The 12,966-nt window shown below is 66.1% G+C and carries 11 protein-coding genes; 10 read left to right on the forward strand and 1 reads right to left on the reverse strand.

The annotated features are described in order from the left end of the window. The 6 genes from U9977_RS19740 to eda all read left to right on the forward strand — a co-directional run. A partial coding sequence (locus U9977_RS19740; RefSeq protein WP_322750767.1) for a sugar ABC transporter permease occupies positions 1-957 on the forward strand: 957 nt, incomplete at its 5' end. Further along, positions 957-1,901: a carbohydrate ABC transporter permease gene (locus U9977_RS19745; protein WP_322750768.1), complete on the forward strand. Its 945-nt coding sequence runs from the start codon at positions 957-959 to the stop codon at positions 1,899-1,901. The genes U9977_RS19740 and U9977_RS19745, both read left to right, overlap by 1 nt. 2 nt (positions 1,902-1,903) lie before the next feature. Further along, positions 1,904-3,001, forward strand: coding sequence for an ABC transporter ATP-binding protein (locus U9977_RS19750; RefSeq protein WP_322750769.1), 1,098 nt, complete (start codon positions 1,904-1,906; stop codon positions 2,999-3,001). 99 nt (positions 3,002-3,100) lie between these two features. Beyond that, on the forward strand, positions 3,101-4,579 hold the full coding sequence (gene zwf / locus U9977_RS19755) for a glucose-6-phosphate dehydrogenase (protein ID WP_322750770.1): 1,479 nt from the start codon (positions 3,101-3,103) through the stop codon (positions 4,577-4,579). Further along, on the forward strand, positions 4,576-6,408 hold the full coding sequence (gene edd, locus U9977_RS19760; RefSeq protein ID WP_322750771.1) for a phosphogluconate dehydratase: 1,833 nt from the start codon (positions 4,576-4,578) through the stop codon (positions 6,406-6,408). Before zwf ends, edd begins: the two co-directional genes overlap by 4 nt. 2 nt (positions 6,409-6,410) lie before the next feature. After that, positions 6,411-7,073: a bifunctional 4-hydroxy-2-oxoglutarate aldolase/2-dehydro-3-deoxy-phosphogluconate aldolase gene (eda, locus tag U9977_RS19765; protein WP_322750775.1), complete on the forward strand. Its 663-nt coding sequence runs from the start codon at positions 6,411-6,413 to the stop codon at positions 7,071-7,073. A 66-nt stretch (positions 7,074-7,139) separates the two neighbouring features. On the opposite strand, the gene U9977_RS19770 is transcribed toward eda, so the two are convergent. Next, on the reverse strand, positions 7,140-8,186 hold the full coding sequence (locus tag U9977_RS19770; RefSeq protein WP_416210704.1) for a LacI family DNA-binding transcriptional regulator: 1,047 nt from the start codon (positions 8,184-8,186) through the stop codon (positions 7,140-7,142). A gap of 326 nt (positions 8,187-8,512) precedes the next feature. On the opposite strand from U9977_RS19770, the gene U9977_RS19775 reads away from it, so the two are divergent. The 4 genes from U9977_RS19775 (at position 8,513) to U9977_RS19790 (ending at position 12,594) form a co-directional block, all read left to right on the forward strand. Continuing rightward, positions 8,513-9,559 carry a sugar ABC transporter substrate-binding protein gene (locus tag U9977_RS19775; RefSeq protein WP_416210705.1) on the forward strand — a complete coding sequence of 349 codons (1,047 nt, stop codon included), beginning with the start codon at positions 8,513-8,515 and terminating at the stop codon, positions 9,557-9,559. A 127-nt stretch (positions 9,560-9,686) separates the two neighbouring features. Then, positions 9,687-10,691 (forward strand): ABC transporter permease, encoded by a 1,005-nt coding sequence (locus tag U9977_RS19780; protein ID WP_322750772.1) that lies wholly within the window; start codon positions 9,687-9,689, stop codon positions 10,689-10,691. After that, positions 10,688-11,623 (forward strand): ATP-binding cassette domain-containing protein, encoded by a 936-nt coding sequence (locus tag U9977_RS19785; protein WP_322750773.1) that lies wholly within the window; start codon positions 10,688-10,690, stop codon positions 11,621-11,623. Before U9977_RS19780 ends, U9977_RS19785 begins: the two co-directional genes overlap by 4 nt. A 26-nt stretch (positions 11,624-11,649) precedes the next feature. After that, a complete protein-coding gene (locus U9977_RS19790; RefSeq protein ID WP_322750774.1) occupies positions 11,650-12,594 on the forward strand; it encodes a carbohydrate kinase in 945 nt (314 codons plus the stop codon). Positions 12,595-12,966 lie beyond the last annotated feature (372 nt).

The following is a 12,966-nucleotide window of genomic DNA, read 5'->3' on the forward strand; positions in this document are numbered from 1 at the left end:
GAGGCCCTGCCGGCACGGCCCCGGCCGAATGCGCGTGACGGCCCGACCCGTTGGTTCGGTTACCGCCGACGGCCTACCTTCCAGCCGGCGGAACAGACGGTCGGCTGGCTGTTCAGCGGACCGGCCGTCGTCCTGCTGACCTTGTTCATCGTCGTGCCGTTCCTGCTGGCGGTGGGGTTGTCCTTCACCAACCAGAGGCTCCTTTCACCGCTTCCAGTGCGGCTCGTGGGGATGGAGAACTACCGGCGTATCTTCGCCGACCCGGTGTTCCAGCGATCATTGGTCAACAATGCTGTCTTCACCGTTGTGGTCGTGCCGGTGCAGACGGCGTTCGCACTGTGGCTCGCCGTTCTGGTGAACCAGAAGATTCGCTTCATATCGCTTTTCCGAACCGCCTATTTCGCGCCGGTAGTGATGATTATGGCGGTCGCGGCAACAATCTGGAAGCTGCTGTACGATCCTGACATCGGGATCATTGACGGTGTGCTTCGCGCGGTTACCGGCGGCCACCTGAGCCCCAGTTGGCTTCGCAGCAGCGCGCTGGCGCTGATCGCCGTCATCTTCATGTCGATCTGGCAGGGTGTGGGTTTCCAGATGGTGGTCCTGCTGGCTGGGCTGCAGGACGTCGACCGGGAACTGTACGAAGCGGCGGAGATCGATGGTGCGAGCCAGTGGCAACAGTTCCGCTACATCACCGTTCCGGGATTGCGCAACCAGCTCGTGTTCGTCGCGACCGTGACCACGATTCTGTCGTTCCGGCTGTTCGATCAGGTGTACGTCATGACCCGTGGCGGGCCGCTCGACGCCACCCAGACGATGATGACCCGCCTGGTCGACGTCGGTTTCAACCAGCAGGCGATCGCTCGCGGTTCGGCCATCGCGGTCGTGTTCTTCCTCATCGTCTGCGTCGTCACGCTGGTGCAGCGTCTGCTGCTACGCGAGAGGGAAGCGGACTGATGGCGACACTGCAGGCCCACAACCCGGGGCCCAATGCGGGCCCGCAGCCCGACGCAGCCGCCGCCACGGTGGACCCGACGGCGAACGATGGCGGGTCCACACCACATCCCAGCCGGGGTTCCCCCTGGCGGTTCCTGCGTCGTTACGTGCTGCTCGTGCTACTCGCGGTGTTTTTCGCGTTCCCGTTCCTGTTCATGGTCGTCGGCGCATTCAAACCCGATGACCGCGTACTCGCCGACGGTGCCAGCTGGAAGGCGTTCGTGCCGTTCGGGGCATCGCTGGACAATTTCACCGACGCGTTCAGCCGCGCGGAGTTCGGCCGCCTGTTCCTCAACTCGGTGCTGATAACAACCTGTATTGTGCTCGGTGGCCTTGTGGTCAACAGTCTGGCCGGTTACGCGCTCGCCCGGATGCGGTTCCGTGGTCGAAAGCTCCTGCTCGGTATAGTCGTCACTCTCGCGATCATTCCTTTTCAGGCCATCGCGATCCCGTTGTTGTTCATGATGGCCCGCATCGAATGGCTCGACACCTACCGTGTCCAGATCATTCCGTTCCTCGCAAATCCTTTTTTCATCTATCTCTTCTACTCGTTCTTCCTCGGTATCCCGCGGGAACTGGAGGAAGCGGCCCGGGTCGACGGTGCCGGACCGGTCACCATCTTCACCCGAGTGATCGTCCCGATTGCCCGCCCGGTCTACGCGACCGTGGCGATCCTGTCGTTCCTGTTCAGCTGGGGCGAACTGCTGTGGCCGGTGCTCGTCACCCGCGGATCGACGGTACGACCGCTGTCGCAGGGCATGGCAGTCTTCCAGACCCAGCCACCGATCCAGTGGGGCGACATCATGGCGTTCGCGACCATGACGACCCTGCCGATACTGATTCTTTTCCTCGTCTTCCAGCGTGCGTTCGTCCAGGGTGTTTCCCGTACCGGCCTCAAGGGGTGACCATGGCTTCCGTTGTCTTCGACCATGCCACGCACAGCTATGCCGGCGCCGGCGCAGCCCCTGCGGTGGACCGGCTCGACCTCCGTATCGACGACGGAGAATTCATGGTGCTGGTCGGGCCGTCCGGGTCGGGTAAGTCCACCGCCCTGCGAATGCTCGCCGGTCTGGAAAGCGTCGACGCCGGCACGATCCGGATCGGCAGCGACGACGTCACCGCGTTGCCGCCTGCCCGCCGTGACATCGCCATGGTGTTCCAGAACTATGCGCTGTATCCCCACATGGACGTCGCGGCGAACATGGGTTTCGCGTTGAAGATCGCGGGTATGGCGAAACCGGAACGTGACCGGCGGGTCCGCGAGGCCGCACGCCTGCTCGACCTGGAGCCCTACCTGGCCCGCAAACCCAAGAATCTGTCCGGTGGGCAACGGCAGCGGGTCGCGATGGGCCGGGCCATCGTGCGCGAACCGCGGGTCTTCCTCATGGACGAGCCACTGTCGAACCTCGACGCGAAACTGCGTGTCCAGACCCGGAGCCAGATCGCGGAACTGACCGCACGTCTCGGCGTCACCACCGTGTACGTCACCCACGACCAGGTCGAAGCGATGACCATGGGCGATCGGGTGGCGGTGCTCCGCGACGGCGTCCTCCAGCAGGTAGCGACGCCCCGGCAGCTGTACACCAATCCGGCCAACGTGTTCGTCGCCGGGTTCATCGGGTCCCCGGCCATGAACCTGCACACCGTGCCGCTGGTGGGCCGCTGCGCCGTCCTCGGTGGGCTGCGGGTGGAACTGCCGGCCGCCGCCCTGGCCGCGGCGGGGGCCGAGCAGCTCACCCAGGTACGAGTCGGCATCCGACCGGAATCGTTCGCGCCGGTCGAACAGGTGGACGGCGGCACTGTCACCGGCCGGGTCGAGCTGGTCGAGGACCTCGGTTCGGACACCTACATCCATGTCGCCGTCGACCTGCCTGACGGCCCAGCCGCGTTCGTCGTCCGGGCCGACGGACGGATCCAGATCCACCGCAACGAGTTGCTACGACTGTCCGTCGACCCGGCTGAGGTGCACTTTTTCGACCCGACGACCGGCATTCGACTCGGGTGATAAGAGCGCCCGCCAATAGCCCCGCGACGCCACGTCCCTATTGCCGGTCGCTCTTAGTGTGATGATCGCTACGGCAGGCCCACTTCGAAGGGAGAGCTCATGGCGCACCTCGCGTCGGTCGCGTCCTGCGACGTAGTCGTCTTCGGCGGCACCGGGGATCTCGCGATGCGCAAGCTGCTGCCTGCGCTCTACCACCGTGACCGCGACGCGGCGATCACAGCCGACTCGCGCGTGATCGCCGTGTCGCGAGCCGGCCTCGACGATTCCGGATATCGCGACAAGGTCGACTCGGAGCTGCGCCGGTTCGTCCCGGCCGCAGCGGGCGAGGTGGATGCCCGCGCTCGGTTCCTCCAGCGCCTGCACCACGTCACGGTCGACGTCGAGGAGCACAGCGCCTGGGACGGTCTGCGGGCATTGTTGGACGGCGAGAAGGAACGGGTGCGGGTCTTCTATCTGGCCTGTGCCCCAGCGTTGTTCGGGCCGATCTGTATGGGTCTGCGGGACAACGGGCTGGTCACCGCCCAGTCCCGGGTCGTGCTCGAGAAACCGATCGGTCATGATCTTGAGTCCGCACGCCGGATCAACGACGAGGTCGGGGCGGTGTTCGCCGAGGAGCAGATCTTCCGGATAGACCACTACCTCGGCAAGGAGACCGTGCAGAACCTGCTCGTGCTCCGCTTCGCGAACTCGCTGCTCGAGCCGTTGTGGAACTCCGGCTCTATCGACCACGTACAGATCACGGTCGCCGAGTCGATCGGTGTCGGTGGACGCGGCGGGTACTACGACAGTTCCGGCGCGCTGCGCGACATGGTGCAGAACCATCTGCTGCAGCTGCTGTGTCTGGTGGCGATGGAACCGCCCACCCGGCTGGATCGCGAGGCGGTCCGCGACGAGAAACTAAAGGTCCTCAAGGCGTTGCGGCCGGTAACAAATGGTGATATGGGACGATGTGTCGTTCGGGGACAGTACACGGCGGGCTTCGTCGAGGGGGCTCCCGTGCCTTCCTACCGGGACGAGGTGGACGAGGCCGCGAGTACCACCGAGACGTTTGCGGCGCTGAAGGTCGAGGTTCAGAACTGGCGCTGGTCCGGTGTGCCCTTCTACCTCCGCACCGGCAAGCGGCTGGACCGTCACGCGTCGGAGATCGTGGTGCAGTTCCGGCCGGTGCCGTATTCGATCTTCCCTGGGATCGAGGACACCATCACCCCCAACAGTCTCGTGCTGCGCCTGCAACCCGACGAGGGCGTACGCCTGCACCTGATGGCGAAGGAGCCGGGTCCGGGCGGTGTGCGGTTGCGTCCGGTGCACCTCAATCTCAGCTTCGCCGAGACCTTCAAGGCCCGACTGCCCGATGCCTACGAACGGCTGCTCATGGACGTCGTCCGGGGCAACCCGACGTTGTTCATGCGACGCGACGAGGTCGAGGCCGCATGGACCTGGGTGGAGCCCATCCTGGCCGCCTTGGCAGCATCGGCCGAGCCCCCCAGGCGCTACGCCGCCGGAAGCGCCGGACCGGCCGCGGCCATCGCGTTGATCGAGCGTGACGGGCGCACCTGGCACGAGGAGGTAACCGCGTGAGTACACCCACGGTCCTGCACCCTGTTGTGGCTGAGGTGACCGAGCGGATCGCGGCACGCAGCGCGGCATCCCGCGAGGCCTACCTCTCCCGGATCCGCGCCGCGGCCCAGGCGGGCCCGGCGCGCGGCAGCCTCGGGTGCTCCAACCTCGCGCACGGTTTCGCAGCCTGCAGCCCGACCGACAAGCTCGAACTGCGCGGTGCGGCCAGGCCCGACATCGCCATCGTGTCGGCGTACAACGACATGCTCTCCGCGCATCAACCGCTGGAAACCTTCCCTGCGCTGCTCAAAAAGGCGGTAGGTGAGGCCGGCGGTGTCGCACAGTTCGCGGGTGGCGTGCCCGCGATGTGCGACGGCATCACCCAGGGCCGTGCGGGCATGCAATTATCGCTGTTCAGCCGTGACGTGGTGGCGATGGCCACCGCGGTCGCCCTGGCTCATGACATGTTCGACGGCGCGTTGCTGCTCGGCGTGTGCGACAAGATCGTCCCTGGGCTGGTTATCGGCGCGCTGTCCTTCGGCCACCTGCCGGTCGTGCTCGTCCCCGCCGGGCCGATGACGTCCGGGCTGCCCAACGCGGACAAGAGCCGTATCCGCCAGCTGTACGCCGAAGGCAAGGCCGGCCGAGCGGAGCTCCTCGAAGCCGAGGCCGCATCCTATCACAGCGCGGGTACGTGCACGTTCTACGGCACGGCCAATTCCAACCAGATGCTCATGGAGCTCATGGGCCTGCACCTGCCGGGCGCGAGCTTTGTCAACCCCGGCACCGCGCTGCGCGAGGCGCTCACCGCCGCCGCCGGGCGTCAGGTGACCAGGCTGACCGCTCTCGGCGACGCGTACACACCGATCGGCGAAGTCATCGACGAGCGTGCGATCGTCAACGGTGTCGTAGGTCTGCTTGCCACCGGCGGATCCACGAACCACACCCTGCATCTGGTTGCCATTGCCGCCGCCGCAGGGATAAAGCTGACCTGGGACGACTTCGCCGCCCTGTCGGCCGTGGCACCGCTGCTGACCCGGATCTACCCGAACGGCCCCGCCGATGTGAACCACTTCCATGCCGCCGGAGGCACCGCGTTCCTCATCGGCGCGCTGCTGGACGCGGGTCTGCTGCACGGCGACGTCCGCACCGTCGCCGGCCACGGCCTCGACCGCTACCGGCAGGAACCGATGGTGGCCGACGGCGGACTCGTCTGGCGGGCCGGGCCGACCACGAGCCTCGACACGGACGTGCTCCGCGCGGCGGCCGAGCCGTTCGCACCTGATGGCGGGCTGCGCATGCTCACCGGCTCGCTTGGCAGGGCAGTGATGAAGACGTCCGCGGTACAACCCGAGCACCTCCTCGTCGAGGCGCCGGTACGGGTCTTCGACGACCAGGCGGACTTCCTCGCCGCATTCAACGCCGGCGAGTTCGATGGTGATCTTGTTGTTGTCGTCCGCTACCAGGGTCCGCGGGCCAACGGCATGCCCGAGCTGCACATGCTCATCCCGGCCCTCGGCGTGCTCCAGGACCGTGGCCTCCGCGTCGCGCTCGTCACCGACGGCAGGATGTCCGGCGCCTCCGGCAAGGTCCCGGCCGCGATCCACCTCACGCCGGAGGCGGCAACGGGCGGACCGCTGTCCCGGGTGCGTGACGGCGACGTCATCCGGCTGGATGCCACGGCCGGCTCGCTCGACGTACTCGGCGTCGATTTCGACGGCCGTGCGCCGACGGGTGGGCCACCCGATGAGGAGGCCTGGGTGGGAACCGGTCGTGAGCTGTTTGCCGCTTTCCGCAGCAGGGTCGGCCCGGCCGACCACGGGGCCAGCGTGCTGACGGTGACAGCGTGACCATGATCCCACAACCGTCGGCCTCGTCACCGTCGTTGCTCGACGTCGCACCGGTCGTACCCGTCGTCGTCCTGTACGACATCCAGGCTGCGGTGCCGCTCGCCCGCGCCCTTGTCGCCGGGGGCCTGCCCATCATCGAGGTGACGTTGCGTACTGACGCCGCGTTGCGGTCGATCGAGCGGATCGCCGTGGAGGTGCCCGAGGCTTGTGTCGGTGCGGGCACGGTCGTCACGACCGATCAGGTGAAGCAGTGCGTCGATGCCGGGGCGCGCTTCCTGGTCAGCCCCGGCTGTACCGATCGCCTGCTCACCGCGATGGATGGTTGCGGCCTGCCGTATCTGCCCGGCGTCGCCACCGTTTCTGACATGCTTACGGTGCTCGACCGCGGGCGGACCGAGATGAAGTTCTTCCCTGCGGAGGCCGCGGGCGGGGTGGCATACCTCAAGGCGGTCGCGGGACCGCTGCCGCACGCGCGGTTCTGCCCCACCGGCGGCATCACCGTCGCCACGGCAGGGGACTACCTGGCCCTGCCCAATGTCGGCTGCGTCGGCGGATCCTGGTTGACCCCCGCCGACGCGGTCGCGGCCGGCGACTGGGCCCGGATCGCGGATCTTGCCCGCGAGGTCGCCTCGCTGTGGGGTCCCGATTCGATAGTTCGTGGGTGACAGGCGTTGACGATGGACGGCGGGCCGCTCCACGAGGTCATGACGGGGGGGCCAAAGAGTCCGCGATCATGGTGTTTCCTGCGCAGTCGGTGGCTCCGGGGATTCTGGGTGTGTTGGGGCGCAGCCACATGATTCCCGGTGTATGAACGTGGGCGCCAGCCGTACGGTCCGTGGTGATCGAGTGGGGTCGGCCAGCCGGCGCATCAGCAGTTGAACCGCCGTTCTGCCCAGCTCGAGGCGGGGCGGGGCCATGGTGGTCAGTCGAGGTGAGATCAGATCGGCCCACTCGACGTCGTCGAACGACGCGAGCCCGACGTCGTCCGGCACGCGTTTGCCGGCCTCACGCAAGGCCCGTAGCGCCCCGATCGTCATGAGGTTGTTGGCGACGACCAGTGCGCTCGGCGGGTTCGGTTGTGCCAGCAGGTCGTGAACGGCCTGGCGCGCCGGTTCGGCCTGGGATGCGCCCTGGCCGACCAGCCCGGCATCGTAGGGGAGTTCGCATCGCGCGAGCCCGAGACGGTATCCACGGAGCCGTTCCTGCGTGGTGGTCAGGCCGGGCAGGCCGGCGACCATGCCGATGCGGCGGTGACCGAGCTCGGCGAAGTGCTGGACCAGAGCCACGGTCGGCTCCTCGTTGTCGGGTCCGACCTGGTCGAAGTCCGCTGAGGCCAGACGGTCGACAAGGACCGTGGGCACGGCGTTGGCGGCCAGGTAGGCCAGGGCTGAACCCGGAGCGCTGGACGTCGGAGCAATGATCATCCCGTCGACCCGTCGTCCGTGCAGTGCTCGTACCGCTTGTAGCTCCTGGTCCGGGTCGTCCCTGGAGTCCACCAGCAGCAGTGTGTAGCTCGCCGTCGACGTCTCCGTTTCGATCGCGTGGACGACGTCGGTGAAGAACGGGTTCGTGACCACCGGGATCGTCAGGCCGATCGTGCGGGTGCTTGCCGTCACCAGTGACCGGGCGATCGTGTTGTGCGTGTACCCGGTCTGCTCGATCGCCTGCAGTACCGCTTCGCGGGTCTGTTCCCGTACCACCCGGGTGCTGTTGATCACATGGGAGACCGTGGAGACCGAGACGCCCGCGGCCCTGGCGACGTCCGCCATTGTCACCACGCTGATCTCCTGACTATCGGTGCTCCATTCTGCACTGAAGGGAAGTGTAGCCGCGCGACGCAAGCGTTTGCGCAAGCGTTCGCGCAAACGCTTGCGCACCTCTGTGATGCGAGTTACATTTCGCCCAGCTCAGAGCAACCCGGAGCTTCCGGTTGCCGGTCAGAAGGGGACAAGGGATGGTTGATCACATAGAGGCCGCACAGCTGCCGCCGTGTCGCGTGGGGGCGCGGGCGGGGATGAGGGATGCCGGCCGTGGCTGGGCGGACCGGTCTCGCCGTGGACGTGCAGCCGCCGGTTGGTGGCAGCGTGGGGTGTGGATCGCGGCCGTGCCGGCTTTAGCTGCGCTCGTCCTTTCGGCGTGTGGCAGCTCGTCGAGTGACACGGGCACCCCCGCGGCCAGCTCCTCCAGTGCCGGCTCCAGCGCCGCCTCGAGTGCCGCGTCCGGCGGCGCCGTAACCGTTGGGCTGATCACGAAGACAGAAACCAACCCGTTTTTCGTGAAGATGAAGGAGGGTGCGGAGGCGGCGGCGAAGGCCAAGGGGGCCAAGCTGTTGACCGCCGCCGGCAAGTTCGACGGTGACAACGCCAGTCAGGTCACCGCGATCGAGAACATGGTTGCGGCCGGGGCGAAGGGTATTCTGATCACTCCGAGTGATACCAAGGCGATTGTCCCGGCGGTCCAGAAGGCGCGGGCCAAGGGGGTTCTGGTCATCGCTTTGGACACTCCCACGGATCCGCAGTCTGCGGTGGACGCGCTGTTCGCGACGGATAACTTCACCGCGGGTGTGCTCATCGGTAAGTACGCCAAGGCGGTGCTGGGGAGCACGCCGGCTAAGATCGCCACGTTGGATCTTGCTCCTGGTGTCACGGTCGGGGTGTTGCGTCACAACGGTTTCCTGTCGGGTTTCGGTGCCGCCGGCGTCGACGCGAGCGCGACGTCCCCGGTCAACGCGTCGAGTGTCGTGTGTAGTCAGGACACCCAGGGTGACCAGGCCAAGGGGCAGACGGCGATGGAGAACTGTCTGCAGAAGGCTCCGGACATCAACCTCCTTTACACGATCAACGAGCCGGCTGCGTTGGGTGCATACACCGCGCTGAAGGCCGCGGGCAAGGAAAAGAATGTTCTGATCGTCTCGGTTGACGGTGGTTGCACCGGTGTGCAGGCTGTCCGGGACGGGAAGATTGCTGCGACTTCTCAGCAGTACCCGCTGAAGATGGCTGAGCAGGGTGTGAACGCTGTCGTCGCCTATGCGGCGAGCGGTACGAAGGCGTCCGGATACACCGACACCGGTGTCACTCTGGTCACTGCCAAGGCGGCGGACGGTGTCGAGTCGAAGGATGTCGACTTCGGTCTGGCTAACTGCTGGGGTTGATCTTCCATGCGGTGGGTCCGGTGACAGCGGGCCCACCGCCCAGGGTTCTTCTGATCGGGGTCCGTATGGGCCTGTCCTTTTTCTTGTTCACGGCTCCTGGGGTTCACGAAACATTGGACTGCGCATGATGACGACGACGGTTGCCGAGCCGGCTGCCGGGGCCCGCGTGAGTGCTCGCGCGGGCCTGCGGCAGGTGCTCGGCATATCCACTTTTGGTCCGCTGGCCGCTCTGTTTCTGGCCGGTATCTTCTTCTCGATCAAATCTGATCGTTTCCTGACCGGCACCAACCTGTCCCTCGTTCTTCAGCAGGTCATGGTCGTCGGCACGCTGGCGATCGGGCAGACGTTGGTGATCCTCACCGCTGGCATCGATTTGTCCAACGGTGCCATCATGGCGCTGGGAAACATCGTGATGACCAGTCTGGCGGTCGAGTCCGGGCTCAACCCGTACCTGGCGATCGCCCTCGGACTACTGGTCTGCGCTGGCTTCGGCCTGCTCAACGGGGGTTTGGTGACCTCTCTGCGGCTGCCGCCCTTCATTGTCACGCTGGGCACGTTGAACATCGCCTTCGCGCTGACGCATATCTACTCGGACGAGCAGACGGTGTCCGGCCTACCGTCGGCACTGACCTACTTCGGGAAGACGTTCAGCATCGGCCAGACAGACGTCACGTATGGATCGGTGCTGATGCTGCTGCTGTTCGCCCTGCTCTGGTATGTGTTGAGCCAGACTGCGGCCGGTCGGCACGTCTACGCTGTGGGGGATAATCATGAGGCGGCCCGCCGGACCGGTATCCCGACCCGCCGCCTGCTGTTGACCGTATATGCGGCCGCGGGTCTGTTTTACGGCATCGCGGCTCTGCTCCTGGTATCCCGGACGGGCGTTGGTGACCCGAATGCTGGACAGACCGACAACCTCGACAGCATCACCGCCGTCGTCCTCGGTGGAACCAGCCTGTTCGGCGGGCGGGGCAGCGTCGTCGGGACTCTCATCGGCGCACTGATCGTCGGGGTCATCCGTAACGGCCTCCAGCTCATCGGGACCAAGTCGATTTACCAGGTTTTGATCACCGGCATACTTGTGATCGCCGCTGTCTCCATCGACCAGATCGCCCGAAGGAGGAACCAGTGAGTGTCACGGCGGACCAGACCACGAAGGCTGGTCGGCAGGACGTCGTCTTCGAGGCACGTGGCCTGGTCAAACGGTACGGTCACGTCACCGCGCTGGACGGCTGCGACTTCGAGCTGCGTGCCGGCGAGGTGCTTGCCGTCATCGGGGACAACGGAGCGGGAAAATCGACCCTGATCAAAGCGCTGTCCGGCGCGGTGACGCCGGACCTGGGCGAGTTTCTGCTCGATGGCCACCCGGTCCGTTTCCACAGCCCGGCCGATGCCCGCGCGCACGGGATCGAGACTGTCTACCAGGATCTTGCCGTGGCGCCGGCGCTGGATATCGCCAGTAACATGTTCCTCGGTCGTGAGGTACGCCGTCGCGGACCGCTTGGCAGCGTGTTGCGGATGCTCGACAAACCGGCGATGAAGCGTCAGGCCGCGCAACAGATGAGCGAACTCAAGATTGGTCTGCGGTCGATGACGAACCCGGTCGAGGAGCTTTCCGGTGGTCAGCGCCAAGGTGTGGCCGTGGCCCGGGCCGCCGCGTTCGCACGCAAGCTCGTCATCATGGACGAGCCGACCGCGGCACTGGGCGTGCGGGAGTCCGGCCAGGTTCTCGAGCTCATCGGGCGCATCCGTGACCGTGGTCTGCCGGTGATCCTCATCAGCCACAACATGCCGCAGGTGTTCGAGGTGTCTGATCGGATACACATTCAGCGACTCGGACGGCGGGTTGACCTCATCTCTGCGAAGGAGTACACCATGGCCGAGGCTGTGGCAATCATGACGGGTGCGATGCCTGGACGGGAGGAGAAGAAAGCAGCGGCCACAACGAACGACGGCGCGATCATGACTGCTCCCGCGGCCGGGGTTCCCGCCGCATCGGCCCTGCCGACCCGCCAGGTTCGGGAGGCCACCGGGTGCCTGCCCGACCCGATCGGAAAGCCATGACTCCACCTGGCACCGGTTGTGTCGCGGTGATCGGCGAGAACGTCGCGGACGCTGTTGTCGAGCCGGCGGCCGAGAATGAAACCGCGTTGCGGTTGCGGGTATTCCCGGGGGGCGGCCCGGCGAACACGGCCGTCGCTCTCGGGAGACTCGGCACACCGACCAGGTTCCTCGGTAGGTTGCCGCAGGGTGTTTTTGGTGATCTTTTCGCCGAGCGCCTGCAGAAGTCTGCGGTCGACCTGTCGTTCGCTGCCGCCGCCAGTGAACCGGCAACGCTCACCATAGCGTCTGTGGCGGATGACGGTCAGGCCAGTTATGTGTTCTATGCGGCCGGAACGGCGGACTGGCAGTGGAATGCGCAGGAACTGCTCCCGTCTCATTTCGACGGCGTGGCGTGTGTGCACGCGGGGTCGCTGGCGCTGGTGATGGAGCCGGGCGGTAACCTGATCGAAAAGCTGCTCGACACCGTTCGGGAACGCGCGACGGTGTCGATTGACCCCAACATCCGGACCGCGCTGGTGAGTTCGCAGAGGTACCGGTCGAGAATCGCGCAGTGGTGTCGCCTCGCTGACATCATCCGGATGAGTGAGGATGATGCCGCCGAGCTCTTTCCCGGTCTCGCCCCGGAAGATGTCCTCATGGCTCCGCGGCTGGCCGATGTGCCACTGGTCATCATCACGCGCGGGGAGCGGGGTGTCGTGGCCTCATTCCGACAGGATGTGGTGGAGGTTCCCGGCGTCGTGGTGCCTACCGTCGACACCATCGGCGCGGGCGACGCTTTTTCCGCCGGCCTGCTTCACTGGCTGTATCAAGCTGGTCACCTCGGCGGTCGAATCGACCATCTCGACATCGAGACCGTACGACGCGCGCTGACGTTCGGGGCCCGCGTCGCCGCACTGACCTGCACCGCACCTGGCGCGGATCCGCCCTGGGCGAGCCGGCTGACCAACGAGGCCACAAACCTGCTTCCATGACACCGCTACGCGACGGCAGGTGGTGCACGGACAGTTATGTCGCCGTTAACCGTGAAAGACCAGCTCACAGGACAAACCCGAGACTGCACGTTGGTCGCCGCAGGGGTCGGCTACGAGCCCGGTACCGTCCGGTTGGGGTGAGGACGGCGGGGATGGATGCAGCGGTGCCTGGATCGAGGAGTGCCGGCTCGCCGAAGTTGGTCTTGATGAGCGTGACGGCATCGGGTCCTGCTGTATCTGCATCGGCTCGGCAACATCAGACGTCCTCGTGCCGTCTTCGATATCCGATGACAAACCAGGATTCACAGCGGACGGTGCGATCTGCGTAGTCACGGCGTCGGCCAGGATCTGCCGCGGGCCCGCACCCGGTCG

Source organism: Protofrankia sp. Cas8, assembly GCF_963555845.1.
Classification (GTDB): Bacteria; Actinomycetota; Actinomycetes; order Frankiales; family Frankiaceae; genus Protofrankia.

Excerpts from the sequence above, each read along its gene's own strand:
- U9977_RS19780 (WP_322750772.1), top strand. The coding sequence starts at position 9,687 with ATGACGACGACGGTTGCCGAGCCGGCTGCCGGGGCCCGCGTGAGTGCT.
- U9977_RS19750 (WP_322750769.1), top strand. The coding sequence starts at position 1,904 with ATGGCTTCCGTTGTCTTCGACCATGCCACGCACAGCTATGCCGGCGCC.
- eda (WP_322750775.1), top strand. The coding sequence starts at position 6,411 with ATGATCCCACAACCGTCGGCCTCGTCACCGTCGTTGCTCGACGTCGCA.
- U9977_RS19745 (WP_322750768.1), top strand. The coding sequence starts at position 957 with ATGGCGACACTGCAGGCCCACAACCCGGGGCCCAATGCGGGCCCGCAG.
- zwf (WP_322750770.1), top strand. The coding sequence starts at position 3,101 with ATGGCGCACCTCGCGTCGGTCGCGTCCTGCGACGTAGTCGTCTTCGGC.